Below are 21152 nucleotides of genomic sequence, written 5' to 3' on the forward strand. Positions count from 1 at the left end.
CGCCCCTCCCGCCGTCACCGAAAGGCGCGCGATGACCCGACCGACCGATCCCGCCCCCACCGCACACGGCCCTTTCGCCGGGCTCGTCGCCGCCCTGCTCGCCGACGACCGGTCGACGGCCTGGACCGCCCGCGTCCCGGGCCGGCTCGAAGCCGTCCTGGCCGCCATGCCCGCCCCGGCCCGAGCCGGTCTGCGCGCGGCCGCCGCCGCGGTCGACGGCTACGCTCTGGCGCGCACCGGCCGCCGACTCGCCGCCCTCGACGCCGACGCGCGGGAGTCGGTGATGGCCGCACTGGCCGCCCGGCCCGCTCTGCTGCCCCTGCTGGACGTGCTCAAGGTGCCGGTACTGCTCGCGGCCGGGACCGAACGCATGCTCCACCACGGCGCACGGGGACGGGGACTGCCCTTCGCGCCGCCGGACGATCCGCCGCTGGACTGCACCCCCGCCCGGCACTGGCCCGCGCGGGCCACGGCCGACGCCGTCGTGATCGGCTCCGGGGCCGGCGGGGCCATGGCCGCGCGGACCCTCGCCCGCGCCGGGATGAGCGTGATCGTCCTCGAAGAGGGCCGCCACCACTCCACGGCGTCGTTCGGCCACCGGACCCCGCTGGACCGCTTCGGCGAGCTGTACCGCGACGGCGGCGCGACGGTGGCCGTCGGCAGTCCGCCCCTGGTCGTGCCGGTCGGGCGGGCCGTGGGCGGCACCACCGTCGTCAACTCCGGCACCTGCTACCGCACTCCCCGGCACGTCCTCGACCGCTGGAGCTCGGCGTTCGGATTCCACCTCGCCGACGGCTTCGGCCCGTACCTCGACGACGTCGAGCGAACGCTGCGGGTGGCCACCCAGCCGATGGACGTACTGGGACGCAACGGCCGCCTCGCCCTCGCGGGCGCCGAGCGGCTCGGCTGGACCGCGTCCCCGCTACGGCGCAACGCACCGGGCTGCAAGGGGTCCTGCCAGTGCGTGGTCGGCTGTCCCACCGGGGCGAAGCAGAGCGTCCAGCTGTCGGTGCTGCCCGACGCGTGCGCGGCCGGAGCCCGCATCGTCACCGGGGCCCGCGTCCTGCGGATCCTCACCGAGCCGGACCCGCCCGGCGGCGGAACACCCCGGGCCGCCGGCGTCCTCGTCCGGCGCGAGGGCGGCACCGAGTTCGAGATCCTCAGCCCGTGCGTCGTCGTCGCCGCGGGCGCCCTGCAGGCACCGCAGCTGCTGCGCCGCTCGGGACTGGGGCGACACCCCCGCACCGGACGGAATTTGAGCGTGCACCCCGCCACCAGTGTGGCCGGCCGTTTCGCCGAGGAGGTGACCGCCTGGGAGGGCGTACTGCAGAGCGTCGGAGTGGAGCAGTGGCACAACCAGGGCATCCTCGTCGAAGCGACCGCCACACCCCCGGGCATGGGCAGCTTCGTGCTCCCCGGAGTCGGACGGGAGCTGCGCGCGGAACTGGAGGACGCCGGGCACCTGGCCACCCTCGGCGCCATGATCGCCGACCGCCCCTCGGGCCGCGTCCTGGGCCGCGGTCGCACCCTGCTCCGCTACGACCTGGACCGCCGCGACGCGGGCCGGCTCATGGCGGCGGTACGGGCGATGGGCCGGCTCCTCTTCGCGGCCGGAGCCGTCGAGGTGCTCACGGGGATTCCCTCGGCTCCCCGGGCCCGGTCCGTCGCCGAACTCGACGCCCTGCTCCATAGGGTGACTGCTCGTCAAATGCACCTCTCGGCCTTCCATCCCACCGGCACCGTCGCGGCCGGAGGCGACCCGCAGACCGCGCCGGCCGACGCCCGGGGGCGCCTGCGCGGCGTACGGGGCGTACTGGTCGCCGACGGGTCCGTGCTCCCGAGCTGCCCCGAGGTCAACCCGCAGCTGTCCGTCATGGCCGCCGCGCTGGCGGTCACCGAGGCGTACGTGGACGACCCCGGCCGCGGGAGCGCCGGACGCGGAGCCCACGACCGGCTGACGCCCGACCGCCTGACGCCCGACCGCGGGACCCCGGATCAGCTGCAAGCGTGGCGCGGACTTCGACGGCGCCGTCGGCGAACAGGCGGAGGTCGACGCGGCGTTCGCCGCACTGGCGCGGGAGCAGGCCGCGACCGACGCCGCGCTCGCCGACCACCCGGATCCGGGCGAGCGGGTGGGGAAGGACGGCATCGCCTTCCGGGAGCTGACGGTGCACAGGATCGAGGAGTACGCCCGTCACTGCGGGCACGCCGACCTGCTGCGCGAGTGCGTGGACGGAAGGGTGGGGCAGTGAGCCCCGCCCCGGGGCTTCCGGCCCCCGCAGGCGGGGAGGGCCCGCCGCGCTGAGCGGGCAGGCAACCGGGACCGGCGCCGGAGAGGGCCCGGAGCGTCGGGTTCACGTACGGTCCTGCGCCCGCGTGTCCGCGGCGCGGCCGCGCTGCCCGGGGAGGCTGTCGGCGAACGCGGAGGCCTGCACCGTGTACGCGGCACGGAAGTCGCCGGTGCCGCCGCCCTCGTCCATCAGCTCGGCGAAGGTGCCGGACTCGGCGACCCGCCCGTCCTTCAGCACGTGGATGACGTCGGCATGGCGTACGGAGTGCAGCCGGTGCGTGATCAGCACGATCGTCTGGCCGGTCGCGGCGAGGGCCCGGATCTGGTCGAAGACCTTCTGCTCCGCGACCGCGTCGAGGGCGCTCGTCGGCTCGTCGACCACCAGGATCTCGGCGTCCTTGTACTTCGCCCGGCTGATCCCGATCTTCTGCCACTGTCCGCCGGAGATCTGGTGCCCGCCCCGGTAGCCGCGCGCCAGCAGGGTGCCGAGCCCGCGGGGCAGCTCGGCGAGGACGCCGTCGGCGCCGGAGTAGGCGGCCGCGGTCTCCACCGCCCCGTCGTCGATCGGACGGGTGGGCCGGCCGATGCCGATGTTGACGCGGAACGTGAACGGCCAGTGGTAGAACGACTGGCTCATCAGAGCGACCCGCGCGAAGATCTGCCCCCGGTCGGCGGTGGCCGCGTCGACGTCGTCCCACCAGATCGTGCCGCCGCCCTCGTCCGGGAGGTACAGGCCGGACAGGAGTTTGATCAGGGTGGACTTGCCGGAGCCGTTCTCGCCGACGAGTGCGACGACCTTGCCCATGGGGAACGCCAGGGACACCTCGCGAAGGGTCGGTTCCACCGGTTCACCGGTGCTGCCCGGGTAGGTGAACGTGACCTTCTCGAAGCGGACCTCCCGGAGGCGCTCCGGCAGCGGTACGCCTCCGGCCGGGATGGCCCGGGCCCCGGCCTCGGCGCACAGGCGCTCGTAGTCGGCGACGAACAGCGACTCCTGGTGCAGGTCGGTGATCTGCAGCACGAGGCTGTCGAGGCTGGACACTCCGGTGCGGATCGCGAGGACCGCGGTCCCGGCGACGGCGAAGTCCATCCTCCCGCTCCACAGCAGCAGCCCGAGCGCCCCGTACGTGAGGAGCGTCGCGATCCCGCCGGCGCCGTCGGCCCTCAGGCCGATGCGGGCGGCGTTGCGGGCCAGACGGGTCTGCTCGCGCTCGCTCGTCTCGGCCATGCTCCGGAAGTGACCGAGGAGGAACGGGCCGACCTCGTGCACGCGGACCTCGGCGGCCGCCTCCTGCTGCGTCAGGAGCTGGCCCAGCAGATGACCGGCGCGTGCGTGCTGGACGAAGGTGTGGAACGAGATGTAGCGCTGCTTGGAGATCGTCAGGGAACTCCACGCGCTCGGCAGGGTCATCAGCACGAGGAGCGGCAAGAGCCCCGGATGGAGCACGGTGAGGACACCGGCCGCGGCGACCAGGGAGATCGCCGAGTTCAGGGTGTTGGTGCAGTACCGGATCATCCGGCGCGCGGAATCGGCTCCGTACCGGGCGGCGTCCAGCAGGCGGTGGAACTCGTCGTCCTCGATCGCCGCCAGCTCCACCCGGTGCACCAGCCCCAGGTACCGCTCGGTCGCCACCCGCTGCACCTTCGGCTCCAGCGCACCGGTCGCCGCCGTCGACGCGGACCGCAGCAGCGAGCCCGTCAACGCCGTCACCGCGACGACGATGAGCGCGGGAACCGCACGGGCAAGCCGCTCGTGGGTCGTGCCGCCGGACAGGATGTGGCCCAGCACGCCGTTGACCGCGACCAGCCCGACGGCCTGGCCGATGCCTCGGCCGAACTCCGCGCAGACGACCACGCGAAGGGAGCGGGCGTCGGCGCGGTGCGCGAGCCGCACGCCGGTACCGACCATGCGCGGCATGCCCTTCGCCATGTCCCACAGGCCGAGCCTCAGCCAGGCGCCCTCGTGGCGCTCCCAGCCGATGTCGTAGGCCAGTTCCCCACCGAAGAGCAGCCGCTCGGAATCCGACACGCCTTGTGCGTCGGGCTGCTCCGGGCGTTCGGCGTCGTGGCTCATTCCCCCCACCCCGCATCGGGCCGGGACGATCCGTTGTCGTGGGCGACGGGGACGGGGACGGCGACGCCGACGAGGGCGTCGGTGCGGGGGTGCGCGGGGGCGGGTGTGGGATGCACGGGAGGTCCTCCGGCTGGGGGCGGCAGGGAAACGGCACTCGGGCGACCGGTAGTGCAACGCGCTTGTACGTCACGGCACTTGGCTTCGGCCGCGTGGAGCGGAGGAAGTGAGTACAGCGCAGGCCGGGAGGTGGAGCAGCCGGATCTGGACGACCTGTGTGCCGGGCGCGGCCCAGACGCCGGATGGCCCGCGTCGGGGCGCGCGGTCCCACGATCGGGACCTGCGGGGTGCGGAGGTTGGCCGGAAGTGGTCGGTAGGAGCCGCCCGTCGCGGAAACCACTTGCGCCGGCGGCAGCGGGACCCGGGCTGCTCCGAGGGCCGGGGACGGCCCGGACCGGCTCCAGGAAGCCACCCGCCCGCACCGGCGCCCGCACGGATGCGGGCGTACGCGTACGGGAAGGGGTCGCCCCCCGCGACGGTGGTGGCGGTCGTCGGAGCGCGGCGGATCGTGGAGGCACCCCCTCGGGGAGACCGCCCTGTGCGTCAAGCCGGGGAGTGACGGCCGTCGCCCGTGCGACCTGCCCGATCCGGCACCCGGGCCCTCGGATATCCTGCCTGGTCCTGACCAGGCCAGGGAGGCCCCGCCATGAGCAGCACCACGCCGTCCTTCCCCGAGCGGATCGAACTCGCGGGGGAGGGGCTCGTCCTCCGTGACTGGACGGAGGCCGACCTGGCCGCGATGCCGGAGCTGTTCGACCACCCCGACATCGCGCACTGGACGCCGATCGTCTCGCCCTTCGACGGCGCGGCCGCCCGTGCGCGGCTGGAGCGGGCCCGGCAGCTGCGCACGGAGGGCACGGCCGTGCTGCTCGCCATCACCGTCGACGGCGGCGCACCGCTCGGCGAGGTCATGCTGCGCCGCGCCCCCGAGGGTACGGAGCTCGGCTACGCGGTCGGCCCGGCGCACCGCGGCCAGGCGCTGGCGGCACGGGCGGTCCGGGTGATGGCCGCGTACGCCTTCGAGGAGCTGGACGCGGAGCAGGTGATCCTCGAACTGGAGGCCGAGAACGCGGCCAGCGTCTCCGTGGCCACCAAGGCGGGCTTCGGACTGCTCGACGTCCCGCTGATCACGGGCGAGGAGAAGGGCCGCCCCTACGCCCTCCAGACGTGGGGCCTGAACCGCCCCTGACCGGTTCCGCGGTCCGGTACGCGCTCGGGACACCGGGTGCCGTCGAGCTCGACGCTCGACGCTCGGCGCCGGCGCGCGCCGGTCGGACCTGTCCCGGGTGGCAGCGCTCTTTTTCGGACGCCCGCGGGAGGCGTCCCCGCCCAGGTTTGGGACGCCGCAGCGGGCCGGGTCAGCGGCGGGGTGCCCGGCGGCGTCCCGGACCAGGGGGATATCACGCCAAAGGCTCGGTTTCCCTCCCGGCGGCGGACGCGATCACTAGCGTGGTGGGAGCAAACGGTCCGGTGCCGGAGCGGGCAGGCGACGCGGGCGCCGGGCGTTGACGGATAAGTGAGGGAGTGGGCGTCGATGGCGAATGTGGAAGTTTCCCTGAAGGAGACGATGACCTCGATCGAGGGCGCGCTGGGGGTCGCGCTGGTGGACTACAGCAGCGGCATGGCGCTGGGCACGCTCGGCGGGGGTAAGGATCTCGACCTGTCGGTCGCCGCGGCCGGCAACACCGACGTGATCCGGGCGAAGGTCCGGACCATGGAGATGCTGGGCATGCAGGACGACATCGAGGACCTGCTCATCACCCTCGGCACCCAGTACCACCTGATCCGGCTGCTGAAGGGGCGTGGCAGCAACGGCCTGTTCCTGTACGTGGTCCTCGACAAGTCCAACTCCAACCTGGCCATGGCGCGTCACCAGCTCAAGCGCATCGAGGCCAACCTGGAGGTCTGACCGCAGTGTTCCCGGGCCCACGCATGCCCACGAGTTGAAGAAGTCTTCAACTCGGCATATCCGAAACGGCGCATACGCGGCGCGCGTGGGCCCGCCGGGCGGAAGGCTGGAGAACGGCAGCCGTGCCGCCACCCGGCCGTCCCGCCGCCTCCACCCCTTCGACCCCTCAACAGCAGGAGCATGCGTGGGTATGCAGGTCCCCCTGTACCAGGCGAAGGCCGAGTTCTTCCGGATGCTCGGGCACCCCGTCCGCATCCGCGTCCTGGAGCTCCTGCAGAGCGGACCCATGCCCGTGCGCGACCTCCTCGCCGAGATCGACATAGAGCCGTCCAACCTCTCCCAGCAGCTGGGAGTCCTGCGCCGCTCCGGGATCGTCGTCTCGATCCGCGACGGGTCGACCGTCAGCTACGCCCTGGCGGGCGGTGACGTCGCCGAACTGCTGCGCGCGGCCCGCCGCATCCTGACCGAGCTGCTGGTCGGCCAGAGCGAACTCCTAGCGGAACTACGGGAGGTGGCACCCGAACCGAGCCGTACGTTAACGGCCGCGGACTCCAGCCGCCGGCCTGACGCCGAAGCGACGGCTGCGCGCCCCGACCGGACCGGTCGCCCGGCCCCCGCACCGCCGTCGCGTGCCCCCGCACCGTCACGGCACTAGCCGATCCCGGCCACGGCCTCCCGCGCCGGCCGGCACAGTTCCTCGTCCCGCGGAATGTCCCTGCCGTAGCGGCGCGGTGAGGTAGTGACCGCGTGCGGTACGGGGAGCGCCGCCGCCGCGGGGCGGCCGGGGTGTCGGCCTGCCAGCCGAGCCTGGCCTCCAACGGCCGTCATGCGAAGCGGCGTTGCCGCGGGACCACCAGACTGCGCGGCAGGCCCGGAATCGACGTACGGCACGCCGTCCCGTCCCCGTTCACCCATGCCGCGCAGCTTGGCCAGCGCCCGCGCGGAGCGAAGTCATGTCCGCACCGATGTCCTCGGTGACCGACACGCCCAGGCCGTACTCGGCGGCGATCGCGCGCACGGCGGTGACGGCGGCTTCGGAGGCGTGGTGCACGGCTCTTCGTGACCAGCCCCTCGGGCAATGGCTCGGCGGCCGCGACCACCCTGAACGCCTTGACCATCGCCGGGAAGTACTCCCTCAACAGCGACCGCAGCTGATTGGCGACCTGCTGCCGGTTCCAGACCGCGTCCTGCTGTGCGCGAGCGAGGACAGAGACGGCTTGGGCCAGATCGGTGTCGGTGGGCAGCGGGCGGTACATCGGCGCATCGGTGCGGATGATGTTCGCCAGGACTTACCCGCGGGGCCGGTGATAGCGGACTTCGCGCACGGGTGAGCCGCCCACGTCGTCGGTGGAGACGCCGCCGTCGGGGGCGAAACCGGCACGCTCGTAGAAGCGCCGGGCGAGGGCGTTGCCCTCCACGACCCACAGGCGCAGCGCCGGCCAGGAGGCGGTGCGCAGGAGCACCTCGGCCATCAGGGCCCGGCCGACGCCGGTGCCGATCAGGTCGGGGCGGGCGTACAGCGCGAACAACTCGCCTTCTCCCGCGACCAGTCCATCGACCCGCGCCGGTCCGAAGCAGGCCCAGCCGACGACGCGGCCGGCATCGTCCTCGGCGACCAGGTCGGTGGCTGTCGAGGCCGGGTCGGTGAAGCGGGTGCGCTGCCACGCGGCGACTTCCGGAACGCTGAGGCCGTCGAGGTACTCCTGCGGCATCAGCCCGGCGTACGCGTGCCGCCAACCGCTGACGCGCACGGCGGACACGGAGTCGATGTCCGGCTCCGCCATCGGGCGGACGGTGATCCGGAGCTCGTGGGAGGAAGCGGGAGCGGTCATGCCGAGCAGTCTGGCACGGGACTTCCCGCCCCACGCGTCCGCGTCCCGCATCCCCGGCTCGGTCAGGCGAGGACGTTGACGGCGCGGGCGATGACGAGGCCCAGGATGACCAGGGAGACGATGGACTGCAGCGTCATGACGATCTTGGCCCAGGGGCGAGCGGCATGACGTCGGTGGGACTCAGCGCGGTGGAGTTGGTGAAGCCGAGGTAGAGGTAGTCGATGTAGCGGGGGCGCCAGTTCGGGGCGTTCAGCTCGGGGGTGGGCTGCTGGGGAAAGGCGAGTGCGGGGGTGGGCGGCATGTGATGGGCCCGGGCGGCCGGCACACCTGGCTTGCGCCTGCGGCCGCGAGCGGCTGCAACCGTCCGGAGCGGAAGAGCCTACTCAGAGGTTGTCCCTCAGCCTGCGCCAGAAATTGGCGCGTACGTCTCGGATCCAGTGGTGTTGCAGTGGAGCTTGCGCACCACGGGGAAGGGCTGTGGTACGGGGCGGCCGCACCACTGGCACGGCTTCGTGCGCCGTGCGGGAGAGTCCGGCGTCCGGGCGCGGGTCGTCTCGTTCACGGGGCCCAGTGAACCGGCCGCCCGCCCGCGGCACCTCGGTCGCCCTACTCAGCCGCGCGTGCGCTTCGTACTCAGCCGCGCCGACCGACGCGGACACGGACGGACCGCGCGTACCCCGCGTACAGGACGAGGCCCCGGGACGTTCGTCCCGGGGCCCGGTGGTCCACTTCGCTGACCACCCCGTTCAACGACCGGACGCGCGACGTGTCACGGCCAGTTCGCGACGGGCTGGTACGCCGGGCCCGACGAGCGGGATGCTCGTACTGCTCCGCGTACCGGAGGGATACCGGGACATCCTCGTGTCGCGGTATCCACCTGCCGGACGCTGTTCGCCGGCCTTCCGCGGACGAAGCCGGCGGTGGGAGGATCGTCCCGCCGTTCGGACCGGGCCGGGCGCCGGGGCCGGTTCGTGGACACGACGCGTGGGGGACAGCATGGGCGCGTTCCTCACGCCCGGCTCCGACTTCACCCCGCACACTCCGACCCGGCTCCTCGACACCCGCAACGGCACCGGCGCGCCCGCGGCGAAGGTCGCCGGTCAGGGTTCCGCCCGCGTGAAGGTGGCGGGCAACGCCGCCGTCCCGGCGGGCGTCACCGCGGTCGCCCTCAACGTCACGGTCACGGAGACCGTCGACAGCGGGTACGTGACCGCTTGGCCCGGCGCGGGCTACGACCGCCCGGGGACCTCGAACCTGAACTACACGGCCAACCGGTCCGTCCCGAACCTGGTGATCGTGCCGGTCGGCGAGGACGGGTACGTGGAGCTCTACAACGGCGGCTCGCAGCCGGTCGACCTGATCGCCGACGTCACCGGCTACTTCACCCGCGCCTCGGCCGGCGGCTACACCTCGATGACGCCCGCCCGGTTCGTCGACACCCGCGAGGGGCTCGGCGCTTCCCGGGGCCGGCTCGCCGCGCGCACGGCGTTCGAGACCCGGATCGGCGGCCTGCGCGGGGTGCCCCAGGGCATCACGGCCGTGGCGCTGAACGTCACGGTGACCGAACCCGAGGGTCCGGGCCACCTGACCGCCTTCTCCGGCTCCGGGCCGGTCCCGACCTCGTCGAACCTGAACTTCGTGCCCGGTCAGACGGTGGCCAACGCGGTGATCGTCCCGGTGGCCGCCGACGGGACGATCAAGGTCTTCAACGGGGCGTGGATGCCGGCCCACGTGGTCGTCGACGTCGTCGGCTACTACAGCAAGGACAGCAGGGCCGCCTTCCTGCCCTTCACCCCGTTCAGGACGCTCGACACCCGCGAGGAGGCCTACGGCTGGGGCGGCGGCCGGTTCGCGGCGCGGGAGTACATCACGCAGGGGTTCACGCCCGAGGCCGCGTCGGGCGTCGAGGCCTACGTGCTGAACACCACCGTCACCGAGACCGCCGGCACCGGACACCTCTCGGTCGCGCCGAGCCCCTACCCGCTGCCGGCGGAGGGCGGGCCCGCCGCGCCGTCCGGGCCGCGCCCCGGCTCCTCCACGTCGAACTGGACGACCGGCGCGACCGTGCCGAACCTGGTGCAGGCGAGCGACGGGGAGCACGGTGTCGTCACCTTCTGGAACCAGAGCTACCAGGACGCGGACCTGGTGCTCGACGTCTTCGGCGTCTACCAGTCGAAGTGATTCCCGGCGGCGCCGGACGAGGCGTCAGGCGAGGCGGGAGGCGAGGCGGAACCGCAGGTCGCCCGCGGCCCGGCGGACCTCCTCGGGCTGTCCGGCGTCGTCGAGCAGCCCGAGGAGCACCATCAGGGCCCGTGCCTCGTCCGCGCTGATCAGCTTCAGGCGCGGCTCCGTCACGCCGTCGAGGAATACGTCGAGCAGGTCAAGGGTCTCGTCCATACGGGAAACAACGTCCGGCGCCCCGCGCGCGTTACAGGCGCGGGGCGGCGGACGGACCGCCGCGGGCGCACCGCCTCCGACGCCACACGGTCCGCCCGTCGGGAGCGGGCCGCCCTCCCCGGCCGTGCCCGGGTACGGCGCACCCGGGCAGCGGAGGCGGTCGTGGCCGCGCTGCGCCATGCCACCGGGCTCGACCCGCACTACCCGCGCCTGCACGACCTCGTCTCTTCCCCTCCGAACGGAGCCAGGAGTTCCGCGCGATCTGGTCCTCGCACACCGTCCGGGGGAAGACGTTCGACGCCAAGGAGATCGTCCAGCCTCCGGCGGCGGACGGCGCCGGAGGCGGGGTGACGGGGTGTGCGTACGGGCTCAGGCCGAGGGGGAGGGCGCTCCTCCGCGGCGGTGGATGCTCACCGCCGCCGCCGACGTCAGGCCGAGCGCGACGCACCTCGCGGAGAGCGGCGACGTCCGGCCCGTGGTGGACCCCGTGGTGGACACCGTCCACCCCCTCGCCGGCATCGCGGCGGCCACCGCGCCCTGGAGGAGGGCGGCGGCGTCCGTGAGGAGGCCGGTTGTCGCGGTCGTCTGACGACCCGCCGCCATCGCTGCAGGGGCAGGGCGCCGTCCGTGAGCGGCTCTGGTGCCGGGGTGGCGTCAGGCGACGCCGGGTGGCGCCACGTGGTGCCAACATTGGCGCCAGTCGGCGCGTGGGTGTGCGCGACGGCGCTCCCGTGTATGTCGCCCACTTTGTGTTTTCGCAGGTCAGGTCGGTCTCTGTTAGGTCCCTATATGACGCGGCCTGTGAAAGCTTGCGCGTGGCGCCATTGTGGTGCCATGATGGCGCCATGGACCTGACCCCGTATGTCGACACCCTCCGCCGTGAACTCGCGGTGGCCGCCGAGGCCGGTGGGGAGGAGGCCCGCGCCCTGGCCGATCGCCTCACCGCTCCGCTGGAGTCGGCCGCCCGGCTGACGATGCTCAACGTGCTCTCCGACGCTATGAACGAGATCACCCGCGAGCTCGCCCCCGGCTCGGTCGACGTACGGCTGCGCGGGCTCGACCCCGACTTCGTCGTGACGCTGCCGCCCTCGGGCGGCGGCCCCGCGGAGCCGGCGGCACCCGCCGAGCCGCTCAAGGCCCCGGCCTCCGGCGACGGTGACGAGGGCGCCACCGCGCGCGTCAATCTGCGTCTGCCCGCCCACCTCAAGGCGCGCGCCGAGGAGGCGGCGAGCCGCGAGGGCCTGTCGGTCAACGCGTGGCTGGTCAGGGCCGTGTCGGCCGCGGTCGACGGCGGTGGTGCACCGCGCGCGCCGGAGCGGACCCGCAGCATCGGACAGAGCTTCACGGGCTGGGTGCGCTAGCCGCGCGGCCGCCCGCCCGATCCACTTCACCCCGACCACGTCCCACCGGCGGGGACACCCCAAGGACTCACGAGGACGGTACAGCCATGCCTTCTTTCGACACTCCCGAACCGATTTCGGCCATCACCCACGTGGACGCCGGCTCGATCCGGTTCGCTGCCGGCGACCGCCTCGACACGGTCGTCGAGGTACGGCCCCGTGACCCGAAGCGGGACCAGGACGTCCGGTCGGCCGGTCAGACCGAAGTCACGTACGCCAACGGCGTCCTGACCGTCAGGACGCCCAAGCAGCGCTACTTCCTCGGGCGCACCGGCACCGTCGACGTGACGGTCGAACTGCCGACGGGCTCGCGCGTCGACATGACCGGCGCCTGGGCCCAGGTGCTCGGCGAGGGCCGGCTAGGCGAGGTCCGCGTGAAGACCTCGTCCGGTGACGTCCGCCTCGACACGACCGGGCCGCTGCACCTGACCGCCTCCCACGGCTCGATCACGGTCGACCGGATCGAGGGCGCGGCCGAGATCGGCACCAGCTCCGGCAGCCTGCGCATCGGCACCGTCGACGGTTCCGCCGTCCTGAAGAACTCGCACGGCACCACGACCGTCGGCGCCGCGACCGGCGACCTGCGGGTCAGCGGAGCCAACGGCGACATCGACATCACCCGCGCCGAGGGCTCGGTCGCCGCCACCACCGCCCACGGCACCCTACGCGTCGCCGAAGTCGCGCGCGGCACGGTGCAGTTGGAGACCTCGTACGGAGCCATCGAGGTCGGTATCCGTGAGGGCACCGCCGCCTGGCTCGACGTCACCTCCGCCCACGGGCAGGTGCGCAACACGCTCACCGCCTCCGACAGTCCGGAGCAGACCGAGGACACCGTCGAGGTCCGCGCCCGGACCCGCTACGGCAACATCGACGTCCGCCGCGCCCGGGTCTGAGCACCCGGCGCGAGCCCTCGCCCGCCCCTCGTCCGCTCCCCGCTCGTCCCTCACCCGTCCTCGCAGTCCCTTCCACCTCCGAACGGAGGGCTCCGTGCCTTCGTCTGTCATGCCCATGCCCATGCCCACCCCCAGGAATGCCGGCGATGCGCCGTCGTCCGCGGCCGTCTCCGCCGTCGGGTTGCGCAAGTCGTACGGCGACAAGACCGTGCTCGACGGCATCGACCTGCAGATCCCGACAGGGTCCGTCTTCGCGCTGCTCGGGCCGAACGGCGCAGGCAAGACCACCGTCGTGAAGATCCTGTCCACGCTCGTCTCCGCCGACGGCGGACAGGCCCGGGTCGCGGGCCACGACGTCGCCGCCGATGCGCAGGCAGTGCGCAGCGCCATCGGCGTGACCGGGCAGTTCTCCGCCGTCGACGGCCTGATCACCGGCGAGGAGAACATGCTCCTCATGGCCGACCTGCACCACCTGTCGAAGAGCGAGGGGCGGCGTACCGCCGCCGAGTTGCTGGAGCGGTTCGATCTGGTCGAGGCGGCGAAGAAGTCGGCCTCCACCTACTCCGGCGGCATGAAGCGCCGCCTGGACATCGCGATGACCCTGGTCGGCGACCCGCGCATCATCTTCCTCGACGAGCCGACCACCGGACTCGACCCGCGCTCCCGCCACACCATGTGGCAGATCATCCGCGAGCTGGTCACCGGCGGCGTCACCGTCTTCCTCACCACCCAGTACCTGGAGGAGGCGGACGAGCTCGCCGACCGCATCGCCGTCCTCCACGACGGCAGGATCGCCGCCCAGGGCACCGCGGACGAGCTGAAGCGACTCGTCCCCGGCGGGCACGTACGGCTGCGCTTCGCCGACCCGGCCGCCTACCGCTCCGCCGCCCACGCCGTCGACGACGCCACCCGGGACGACGAGGCGCTGGCGCTCCAGATCCCCAGCGACGGCAGCCAGCGCGCGCTGCGCGCCGTCCTCGACCGGCTGGACGCCGCCGGCATCGAGGCCGACGAACTGACCGTCCACACCCCCGACCTCGACGACGTGTTCTTCGCCCTCACCACCGCCACCGACCAGCGCAAGGAGGACCTCCGATGAGCTCCCTGTCCCTCGCCGTCCGCGACTCGTCCACGATGCTGCGCCGCAACCTCCTGCACGCGCGGCGCTACCCCTCCCTCACCCTGAACCTCCTGCTCACCCCGATCGTCCTGCTGCTGCTCTTCGTCTACGTCTTCGGCGACGTGATGAGCGCGGGCATCGACGGGGGAGGAGCCGACCGCTCCCGGTACATCGCGTACGTCGTCCCGGGCATCGTGCTGATGACCATCGGCGGCACCGTCGTCGGGACCGCGGTGTCCGTCTCCAACGACATGACCGAGGGCATCATCGCCCGCTTCCGCACGATGGCGATCCACCGCGGGTCCGTGCTCATCGGGCACGTCATCGGCAGCGTGCTCCAGTCGATCATGAGCGTGGTCCTCGTCGGCCTCGTCGCGGTCGCCATCGGCTTCCGGTCCACGGACGCCACGCCCCTGGAGTGGCTGGCGGCGTTCGGGCTGCTCGCACTCGTCGCCATGGCGCTCACCTGGATCGCGGTCGGGATGGGCATGGTCAGCCCGAACGCCGAGGCGGCCAGCAACAACGCGCTGCCGCTGATCGTCCTGCCGCTCATCTCCAGCGCCTTCGTGCCGATCGACGCGATGCCGGGCTGGTTCCAGCCGGTCGCCGAGTACCAGCCCTTCACCCCCGCCATCGAAACCCTCCGGGGCCTGCTCCTCGGCAGCGAGATCGGCCACAACGGGTGGCTCGCGGTCGCCTGGTGCCTGGCCCTCTCCGCGCTCGGCTACTTCTGGTCCAGGGCGGTCTTCAACCGCGACCCCAAGTAGGCGGCGACGAGGCGACGACGGCGACGACCGCGACGACCGCGCGGGCCGCCTCCCGCGGCGCGCCCCGCCCGAAGGCGGCGTACCCCGACACCGCGTCGGGGTGCGCCGCCCGTCGGCGTGGGCCGCCTCCGCCCCGGGGCCCGGGCCGGGGGCCGGTTCAGGGGGCGGCGGGCTTGTGGACGAACCCGGTCAGCGGTGCGAGGACCTGCCAGCCGAGCGTTTCGCAGCGGCTGCATGACCTGCCGTTCCAGGAAGGCCTTGATGCAGGTGGCCGGCTCGGTGATCGTGCCGACGAGCCCGCGGGCGGTCTCGGCATCGGCGTCGGCGTCGAGCAGGACGTGTCGGACCGGCTGGGTCGGCACCCCGACCCGGATGCTCAGCCCCACGGCGCGTCCACCGGCTTCGGCGCCCGCCGCGACACGGTCCATCCGTCGACCCGCGAGCGCGCGAGCTCCCACATCCGGACACCTCTCCGAGTCATGATCGAGATCCGAATTCGGATGGTGCACACGCGTGGTGACGGTCACTGACGGATCGTCGGGACCGCTGGCGGGTTGAGCCGGGCGAAGCCCTCCTGGCGGTAGTACGGGAAGTAGGGGTAGGGGGCGGTCCGGCTGCTGGCCGCGTCGAGCTTCGCCATCTGCTCGGGGGTGAGCGTCCAGCCCACCGCGCCGAGGTTCTGGCGCAACTGCTCCTCGTTGCGGGCGCCGATGATGACGGAGGACACGGTCGGGCGCTGCAACAGCCACCGGAGGGCGATCTGCGGGATTGCCCTGCCGGTCTCCTGCGCGATCTCGTCGAGGGCGTCGACCACGCGGTAAAGGTACTCGTCCTCGACCGGCGGACCGTAGTCCGCGGTGTCGTGCAGCCTGCTGCCCGCGGGCAGCGGACGGCCCCGGCGGATCCTGCCCGTGAGGCGGCCCCAGCCGAGCGGGCTCCAGACGATCGCGCCCAGCCCCTGGTCGAGGCCCAGGGGCATCAGCTCCCACTCGTAGTCGCGCCCGACGAGGGAGTAGTGGACCTGGTGCGCGACGTAGCGCCGGCGACCGTGCAGGTCGGCGGCCGCGAGGGACTTCATCGCCTGCCATCCGGAGAAGTTGGAGACCCCGAGGTAGCGGATCTTTCCGGCCCGGACGAGGTCGTCCAGGGTGGAGAGGACCTCCTCGACGGGCGTGCCGGCATCGAAGGCGTGCAGTTGGAAGAGGTCGATGTGATCGGTGTCGAGGCGGCGCAGGGCGGCGTCGACGGACGAGATGAGGCGGGACCGGGACGACCCCGCGTCACCGGGGCCGTCGCCCACGGGCAGGCCGGCCTTGGTGGAGATGAGCACCTGGTCCCGGCGCCCTTTGAGCGCGGCGCCCAGTACCTCCTCCGACGCGCCGTCTGAGTAGACGTCGGCGGTGTCGAACATGGTGATCCCGGCGTCGACGCAGATGTCCACGAGGCGCCGTGCCTCCTGTACTCCCGTGGTGCCCCAGGCGCCGAAGAGCGGACCCTGCCCGCCGAAGGTCCCCGCGCCGAAACTCAAGGCCGGGACCTGTAGCCCCGACGCACCCAGCCGCCTGTACTCCATGACTCATCCCCTCTCACACACAGCCCGGTTTAACGGGGCTGTGGTTCCGTTAAGATGGAGTCACCGTAGCAAGGCCTGGCGCTTAAAGGAACTGGAGTCCCGTTATGGAGTGCGTAGAAGTCGAGTCCGAACCGGGCACCGCGCGGCCCGGAGGGCGCACGGCGCGGGTCCGGGAGGCCGTGCTCCGGGCCGCCGGAGACGTCCTGGCCGAGCAGGGGTTCGCCCACCTCGACCTCGCCGACATCGCGCGCCGCGCCGCCGTCGGGAAGACGACGGTCTACCGCCGCTGGGGGACGGTCGCCGGGCTCGTCACCGACCTGCTGCAGGACATGGCCCAGCAGTCCGTACCGCGTACGGAGACGGGCTCGCTGCTCGGCGACCTGACCGCCAACGCCCGGCTGGTGCAGCGCACTTTGGCCGACCCCCGGCAGGGCCCCCTGTTCAAGGCGGTGATCGCGGCCGCCACCGGCGACCCGGGGACGGCGGAGGCGCTGCACGGGTTCTACGCCGTCCGCGTCGAGGAGTGGGCGCCGTGCGTCGAAGGGGCCGTCGCCCGCGGCGAGGCCCCCGAGGGCACCGACCCGCACGAGGTGGTCCGCGCGGCGTCCGCCCCGCTCTACTACCGCCTCCTGACCACTGCCCTCCCGCTCGACGAGGCGTCCGCCGACCGCGCGGCGGCGGCCGCGACCGCGGCCGCGCGTGCGGGAGCGTACGTACGGGACATGTAGGTACGGCACGTGGGTACGCGGCACGTCGGTACGGGACGCGCCGGTTCGGCCTCCGGGGCCTGCCCTCCCCGGCGGCGCGGCGGATCCTCGGGACGTTCGCATCGGGTTCGAGGGCTTTCGGCGGGCGGGCGGGCCGACCCTCGACGCCCGAAGCCGTCCGGGGAGGCCCGGCCCGGACCGCCGACCGGAGGGCCCGGGGGAGTGCCTCAGCCGAGCCCGGCGGCGACGCCGCTCACGTCCCGTACGTCGTCCACGAGCTCCCGCACCAGGGCGGCGACCTGCTCCGTCTCGATGAGGAACCCGTCGTGCCCCCACGGCGAACCGAGCACCCGGAACCCGTCGGCCGACGGGATCCCCGCGGCCAGCTCCTGCCGCGACAGCGGGTAGAGCCGGTCGGAGTCGACGCCCGCCACCAGGGTCCGCGCGGTGACCCGCCCGAGGGCGGCACGGGTCCCGCCCCGCCCGCGGCCGACGTCGTGGGCGTTCGTCGCCTCGGCCAGTACCACGCAGCTCGCCGCGTCGAAGCGCCGCACCAACCTGGCGGCCTGGTGGTCGAGATAGGACTCGACCTGGTAGCGGCCGCCGAGCCGGGGGTCCTCGCCGTCCTGCGGGCGGTTGCCGAAGCGGGCCTCCAGCTCGCGGGCACCCCGGTAGGTGACGTGGGCGAGGCGCCGGGCGACGCCGAGCCCCGCGTGCGGCCCCCGGCCCGGAGCGGCGTGGTGGTAGTCGCCTCCCCGCCAGTGGGGGTCGGTACGGATCGCGTGGATCTGGGCGCTCGCCCACGCGATCTGGTCGGCGCTCGCCACCGCCGGGCAGGCCAGCAGCAGCAGCGCCGCCACGCGCCGCGGACGCGACACGGCCCACTCCAGCGCCCGCATCCCGCCCATGGAGCCTCCCACGCGGACCGGCCTGCCGGTGCCACTGCCGGCGGCCCGGCGGGTCCCCCTCCCGCCACGCACCGGTGGCGGGAGGGGGGCCCGCGGCCGGGGCGGTCGCCCCGGCGGGGTTCAGGACGCCTGCGGCGCGGGAGGACACCGCGGTGCCGTGCGCCGTGCCCGCGGACGGGCGGTACGGAGCTACGGAAGCGGAGGGGGAACGACCCGGGGGCTGCGGCGCCGTATCAGCAGGCGGCCGGACAGCCCGTGGTCGTGACACGCACGTAGTCAACGTGGCGGCGGGTCACGAGTACGGTCATGGGCCCCAGGAAACCACAGCCGGACAGCGCGCACCAGCGCCTTCCGTAACCCGCCGAAGATTCCCGGCGGCCGAACCGCGCTTCCCGTCGTCCGGGCGCGCGCCGGGGTCCGAGCGCCCCGTCGCGCGCCCCGCCGGGCGGCCCCGGCGGGCTCCGGGCGCACCACACACCGGCCGGTGGAGCGGTCAAAGGATCGCCTCACCAGCCACCTCCTATAACGTCAGGGCATGAGTCATCCGCATCCCGAACTGAAAACCGCCCCGCCGCTGCCGGCAAACGGGCTGAGAGTCATCGCCCTGGGCGGCCTGGGCGAAATCGGCCGTAACATGACGGTCTTCGAGTACGCCGGCAAGCTGCTCATCGTCGACTGCGGCGTGCTGTTCCCCGAGGAGCACCAGCCGGGGGTCGACGTCATCCTCCCGGACTTCACATCGATCCGGGACCGGCTGGACGACATCGTTGCCGTGGTGCTGACCCACGGCCACGAGGACCACATCGGGGGAGTGCCGTACCTGCTGCGCGAGCGGGCGGACATCCCGGTGGTCGGCTCGAAGCTGACGCTGGCCTTCCTGGAGGCGAAGCTCAAGGAGCACGGCATCCGGCCCCGCACCGTACGGGTCCGCGAGGGCGACCGACGTGGCTTCGGCCCCTTCAACTGCGAGTTCGTGGCGGTCAACCACTCGATCCCGGACGGCCTCGCGGTCGCCATCCGCACCGGCGCCGGAATGGTGCTGCACACCGGTGACTTCAAGATGGACCAGTTCCCCCTGGACGAGCGCATCACCGACCTCCGCGCCTTCGCCCGGCTCGGCGAGGAGGGCGTCGACCTCTTCCTCACTGACTCCACCAACGCCGAGGTCCCGGGTTTCACCACCTCGGAGCGCGAGCTCAACCCGGCGATCGAGCAGGTCCTGCGGACCGCTCCGCGGCGGGTGATCGTCTCCAGCTTCGCCAGCCACGTGCACCGCATCCAGCAGGTCCTGGACGCCGCCCACCAGCACGGCCGCAAGGTCGCCTTCGTCGGGCGGTCGATGGTCCGCAACATGGGCATCGCCCGTGAACTGGGCTACCTCAAGGTCCCGTCCGGCCTGGTCGTGAACATGAAGGAGCTGGAGAAGCTCCCCGACCACAAGATTGCCCTGGTGTGTACCGGCTCCCAGGGCGAGCCGATGGCGGCGCTGTCGCGCATGGCCAACCGCGACCACGTGATCCGCATCGGCAAGGGCGACACCGTCCTCCTCGCCAGCTCCCTGATCCCCGGCAACGAGAACGCGATCTACCGGGTGATCAACGGACTCACCCGGTGGGGCGCCAACGTCGTCCACAAGGGCAACGCCAAGGTGCACGTCTCCGGACACGCCAGCGCCGGTGAGCTCGTCTACTGCTACAACATCGTCAAGCCCCGCAACGTGATGCCGGTGCACGGCGAATGGCGCCACCTGCGCGCCAACGGCGACCTGGCCATCCGTACCGGCGTCGACCCCGACCGGGTCGTCATCGCCGAGGACGGTGTCGTCGTCGACCTCGTCGACGGACGCGCCTCCATCACCGGCAAGGTTCCCGCCGGCTACGTCTACGTCGACGGTATGACGGTCGGCGGCGCCACCGAGGCGTCCCTCAAGGACCGCGTCACGCTGGCGCAGGAGGGCGTGGTCACCGTGGTGGCCATCGTCGACGCCAACACCGGAGCCCTTGCCGAGGCCCCCGACTTCCTGGCCCGCGGGTTCGAGCACGACGACACCACCTTCGCGCCCGTGATCCCGGTGATCGAGAAGGTCCTGGCCACCGCGGCGTCGGAGGGTGTCGGGGACGCGGTCCAGCTGGAACAGCTCATCGCCCGCGCGGTGGCGAACTGGGCGTTCCGCACGCACCGCCGCAAGCCCCTCATCATTCCGGTGATCATCGACGCGTGATGGTCCACGCGTGATCGTCCACGCGTGATCGGTGCTTCCGGACACCCGCTGTGTACACCGTACCCATTTGAGGGTACGGTGTACACAGTTGTCGGCAGGGCCCCGGCCCGTGATCCGAGGAGCACATCCATGACCATGTCCGAAAGCTCCGGAGGCGGCGACGTCTCGCGCAGTCTCGAACTGCTGTGGGGGACCGGCGAGCGCCCGTCCCGCGGTCCGAAGCCGGGCCTGACGCTGGAGCGGATCGTCGAGACCGCCGTGGCCGTCGCCGACGCCGAGGGGCTCGAAGCGGTGTCGATGCGGCGGGTGTCCAACGAACTCGGCACCGGTGCCATGTCCCTGTACCGCTACCTCCCGGGGAAGGCCGAGCTCCTGGACCTGATGCTCGACCAGGTCCAGGCCGAGGACGAAGGCGCGCTGAAGGAGGCCCGGACCTGGCGCGAGGCACTGCACGCCGCCGCCCACACCTCCCTCGCCCTCTACCACCGCCATCCCTGGCTCCTCCACGTCAACCAGGCCCGCCCGGTGATGGGGCCCCACGCGGTCCGCGCACTGGAGCAGACCCTGGCCCACATCCAGGACATGGAGGGCCTGAGCGACCAGGAACTGATGTCGGTGATCATGACCCTGGAGGGGTACGTCACCGGCGTCGCCCGCACCCACGTCCACGCCGTCGAGGCCCAGGACGGCGGCGCCATGAGCCCGGAGGAGTTCTGGCAGGCCCAGACCCCGGTGCTCGCCCGGGCCATGGCCAGCGGCGCCTACCCGCGGATGGCGGCCCTCGACGAGAACGCCTTCGCGGGCGACGTCGACCACTTCGGCTTCGGCCTGCGGTGCCTGCTGGACGGGCTCGAGGCGCTCGTGGCTTCCCGGGCGGGACGCCACGGCGGCGGACCGGACGCCCGGGGCTGACGCTCCCGGAGCCGAGCACGGCCGCGCTCGGTGCGAGCGGCTTTGGAATCCCGGCCCGCCCGTGGGGCGTCCGGCCGTCCGCCCGGCCGGGC

The 21152-nt window shown here is 73.0% G+C and carries 18 protein-coding genes and 5 pseudogenes; 15 read left to right on the forward strand and 8 right to left on the reverse strand.

Annotation, left to right across the window (positions count from 1 at the left end; all coding sequences use genetic code 11):
• Positions 1 to 370 precede the first annotated feature (370 nt).
• Together ACFWTC_RS28925 and ACFWTC_RS28930 are read left to right on the forward strand one after the other, a co-directional pair.
• Positions 371 to 1873: pseudogene (locus tag ACFWTC_RS28925) on the forward strand (FAD-dependent oxidoreductase); the annotation flags it as partial.
• Between the two features lie 133 nt (positions 1874 to 2006).
• A pseudogene (locus ACFWTC_RS28930) lies at positions 2007 to 2252 on the forward strand (DUF664 domain-containing protein); the annotation flags it as partial.
• Between the two features lie 102 nt (positions 2253 to 2354).
• Here ACFWTC_RS28930 and ACFWTC_RS28935 read toward each other — a convergent pair.
• A complete protein-coding gene (locus ACFWTC_RS28935) occupies positions 2355 to 4364 on the reverse strand; it encodes an ABC transporter ATP-binding protein (protein ID WP_383924127.1) in 2010 nt (669 codons plus the stop codon).
• Between the two features lie 703 nt (positions 4365 to 5067).
• On the opposite strand from ACFWTC_RS28935, the gene ACFWTC_RS28940 reads away from it, so the two are divergent.
• From ACFWTC_RS28940 to ACFWTC_RS28950, 3 genes and pseudogenes are all read left to right on the forward strand, one after another.
• On the forward strand, positions 5068 to 5610 hold the full coding sequence (locus ACFWTC_RS28940; RefSeq protein ID WP_383924130.1) for a GNAT family N-acetyltransferase: 543 nt from the start codon (positions 5068 to 5070) through the stop codon (positions 5608 to 5610).
• 345 nt (positions 5611 to 5955) lie between these two features.
• Positions 5956 to 6330, forward strand: a complete 375-nt coding sequence (locus ACFWTC_RS28945; protein ID WP_384029170.1) for a hypothetical protein — start codon at positions 5956 to 5958, stop codon at positions 6328 to 6330.
• Positions 6331 to 6520: 190 nt separating this feature from the next.
• A pseudogene (locus tag ACFWTC_RS28950) lies at positions 6521 to 6859 on the forward strand (ArsR/SmtB family transcription factor); the annotation flags it as partial.
• Positions 6860 to 7237: 378 nt separating this feature from the next.
• On the opposite strand, the gene ACFWTC_RS28955 reads toward ACFWTC_RS28950, so the two are convergent.
• The 4 genes and pseudogenes from ACFWTC_RS28955 to ACFWTC_RS28970 form a co-directional block, all read right to left on the reverse strand.
• Entirely contained in the window at positions 7238 to 7381 is a 144-nt protein-coding gene (locus ACFWTC_RS28955; protein WP_383924136.1) for a hypothetical protein, read from the reverse strand.
• A gap of 51 nt (positions 7382 to 7432) precedes the next feature.
• Positions 7433 to 7619: pseudogene (locus ACFWTC_RS28960) on the reverse strand (transposase); the annotation flags it as partial.
• Positions 7620 to 8162 (reverse strand): GNAT family N-acetyltransferase, encoded by a 543-nt coding sequence (locus tag ACFWTC_RS28965; protein ID WP_383924138.1) that lies wholly within the window; start codon positions 8160 to 8162, stop codon positions 7620 to 7622.
• A 133-nt stretch (positions 8163 to 8295) separates the two neighbouring features.
• Entirely contained in the window at positions 8296 to 8463 is a 168-nt protein-coding gene (locus ACFWTC_RS28970; RefSeq protein ID WP_384029168.1) for a hypothetical protein, read from the reverse strand.
• Between the two features lie 683 nt (positions 8464 to 9146).
• Between ACFWTC_RS28970 and ACFWTC_RS28975 the strand changes: the two genes are divergently transcribed.
• Complete coding sequence (locus ACFWTC_RS28975) at positions 9147 to 10343, forward strand: hypothetical protein (RefSeq protein WP_384029166.1); 1197 nt, start codon at positions 9147 to 9149, stop codon at positions 10341 to 10343.
• Between the two features lie 24 nt (positions 10344 to 10367).
• On the opposite strand, the gene ACFWTC_RS28980 is transcribed toward ACFWTC_RS28975, so the two are convergent.
• On the reverse strand, positions 10368 to 10559 hold the full coding sequence (locus tag ACFWTC_RS28980) for a hypothetical protein (protein ID WP_383924146.1): 192 nt from the start codon (positions 10557 to 10559) through the stop codon (positions 10368 to 10370).
• A gap of 355 nt (positions 10560 to 10914) precedes the next feature.
• On the opposite strand from ACFWTC_RS28980, the gene ACFWTC_RS28985 reads away from it, so the two are divergent.
• The 6 genes from ACFWTC_RS28985 (at position 10915) to ACFWTC_RS29010 (ending at position 15269) form a co-directional block, all read left to right on the forward strand.
• Complete coding sequence (locus ACFWTC_RS28985) at positions 10915 to 11148, forward strand: hypothetical protein (protein ID WP_384029164.1); 234 nt, start codon at positions 10915 to 10917, stop codon at positions 11146 to 11148.
• A 256-nt stretch (positions 11149 to 11404) separates the two neighbouring features.
• The gene (locus tag ACFWTC_RS28990; RefSeq protein WP_383924152.1) at positions 11405 to 11920 is read left to right on the forward strand and encodes a hypothetical protein; all 516 of its coding nucleotides are present in this window, start codon (positions 11405 to 11407) and stop codon (positions 11918 to 11920) included.
• Positions 11921 to 12006: 86 nt separating this feature from the next.
• Positions 12007 to 12852 (forward strand): DUF4097 domain-containing protein, encoded by an 846-nt coding sequence (locus tag ACFWTC_RS28995; protein ID WP_383924154.1) that lies wholly within the window; start codon positions 12007 to 12009, stop codon positions 12850 to 12852.
• Positions 12853 to 12973: 121 nt separating this feature from the next.
• A complete protein-coding gene (locus tag ACFWTC_RS29000) occupies positions 12974 to 13951 on the forward strand; it encodes an ATP-binding cassette domain-containing protein (RefSeq protein ID WP_384029162.1) in 978 nt (325 codons plus the stop codon).
• Entirely contained in the window at positions 13948 to 14739 is a 792-nt protein-coding gene (locus ACFWTC_RS29005; RefSeq protein ID WP_383924158.1) for an ABC transporter permease, read from the forward strand. The genes ACFWTC_RS29000 and ACFWTC_RS29005 overlap by 4 nt, the downstream gene beginning before the upstream one ends.
• A 173-nt stretch (positions 14740 to 14912) precedes the next feature.
• Positions 14913 to 15269 (forward strand): hypothetical protein, encoded by a 357-nt coding sequence (locus ACFWTC_RS29010; protein WP_383924163.1) that lies wholly within the window; start codon positions 14913 to 14915, stop codon positions 15267 to 15269.
• Here ACFWTC_RS29010 and ACFWTC_RS29015 read toward each other — a convergent pair.
• Positions 15263 to 16312, reverse strand: a complete 1050-nt coding sequence (locus ACFWTC_RS29015) for an aldo/keto reductase (protein ID WP_384029161.1) — start codon at positions 16310 to 16312, stop codon at positions 15263 to 15265. The two genes, ACFWTC_RS29010 and ACFWTC_RS29015, sit on opposite strands and share 7 nt — an antisense overlap.
• Before the next feature lie 104 nt (positions 16313 to 16416).
• Here ACFWTC_RS29015 and ACFWTC_RS29020 point away from each other — a divergent pair, with 104 nt between their 5' ends.
• Complete coding sequence (locus ACFWTC_RS29020; RefSeq protein WP_384029158.1) at positions 16417 to 17040, forward strand: TetR/AcrR family transcriptional regulator; 624 nt, start codon at positions 16417 to 16419, stop codon at positions 17038 to 17040.
• A 206-nt stretch (positions 17041 to 17246) separates the two neighbouring features.
• Here the strand turns inward: ACFWTC_RS29020 and ACFWTC_RS29025 are convergent.
• Positions 17247 to 17978, reverse strand: a pseudogene (locus tag ACFWTC_RS29025) (alpha/beta fold hydrolase); the annotation flags it as partial.
• Positions 17979 to 18462: 484 nt separating this feature from the next.
• Here ACFWTC_RS29025 and ACFWTC_RS29030 point away from each other — a divergent pair.
• Positions 18463 to 20148, forward strand: coding sequence for a ribonuclease J (locus ACFWTC_RS29030; RefSeq protein ID WP_383924171.1), 1686 nt, complete (start codon positions 18463 to 18465; stop codon positions 20146 to 20148).
• Between the two features lie 129 nt (positions 20149 to 20277).
• Positions 20278 to 21060, forward strand: a complete 783-nt coding sequence (locus tag ACFWTC_RS29035; protein WP_384029155.1) for a TetR/AcrR family transcriptional regulator — start codon at positions 20278 to 20280, stop codon at positions 21058 to 21060.
• The last annotated feature ends 92 nt before the right edge of the window (positions 21061 to 21152 follow it).

The organism is Streptomyces sp. NPDC058619 (assembly GCF_042717785.1).
GTDB lineage: Bacteria > Actinomycetota > Actinomycetes > Streptomycetales > Streptomycetaceae > Streptomyces.

Coding starts and splice junctions, on each gene's coding strand:
- ACFWTC_RS28965 (WP_383924138.1), bottom strand. CDS start 8,162: ATGACCGCTCCCGCTTCCTCCCACGAGCTCCGGATCACCGTCCGCCCG.
- ACFWTC_RS28940 (WP_383924130.1), top strand. CDS start 5,068: ATGAGCAGCACCACGCCGTCCTTCCCCGAGCGGATCGAACTCGCGGGG.
- ACFWTC_RS28995 (WP_383924154.1), top strand. CDS start 12,007: ATGCCTTCTTTCGACACTCCCGAACCGATTTCGGCCATCACCCACGTG.
- ACFWTC_RS28980 (WP_383924146.1), bottom strand. CDS start 10,559: ATGGACGAGACCCTTGACCTGCTCGACGTATTCCTCGACGGCGTGACG.
- ACFWTC_RS29030 (WP_383924171.1), top strand. CDS start 18,463: ATGAGTCATCCGCATCCCGAACTGAAAACCGCCCCGCCGCTGCCGGCA.
- ACFWTC_RS28935 (WP_383924127.1), bottom strand. CDS start 4,364: ATGAGCCACGACGCCGAACGCCCGGAGCAGCCCGACGCACAAGGCGTG.
- ACFWTC_RS29035 (WP_384029155.1), top strand. CDS start 20,278: ATGACCATGTCCGAAAGCTCCGGAGGCGGCGACGTCTCGCGCAGTCTC.
- ACFWTC_RS29020 (WP_384029158.1), top strand. CDS start 16,417: ATGGAGTGCGTAGAAGTCGAGTCCGAACCGGGCACCGCGCGGCCCGGA.
- ACFWTC_RS28990 (WP_383924152.1), top strand. CDS start 11,405: ATGGACCTGACCCCGTATGTCGACACCCTCCGCCGTGAACTCGCGGTG.
- ACFWTC_RS29000 (WP_384029162.1), top strand. CDS start 12,974: ATGCCCACCCCCAGGAATGCCGGCGATGCGCCGTCGTCCGCGGCCGTC.
- ACFWTC_RS28970 (WP_384029168.1), bottom strand. CDS start 8,463: ATGCCGCCCACCCCCGCACTCGCCTTTCCCCAGCAGCCCACCCCCGAG.
- ACFWTC_RS29005 (WP_383924158.1), top strand. CDS start 13,948: ATGAGCTCCCTGTCCCTCGCCGTCCGCGACTCGTCCACGATGCTGCGC.
- ACFWTC_RS29015 (WP_384029161.1), bottom strand. CDS start 16,312: ATGGAGTACAGGCGGCTGGGTGCGTCGGGGCTACAGGTCCCGGCCTTG.
- ACFWTC_RS28945 (WP_384029170.1), top strand. CDS start 5,956: ATGGCGAATGTGGAAGTTTCCCTGAAGGAGACGATGACCTCGATCGAG.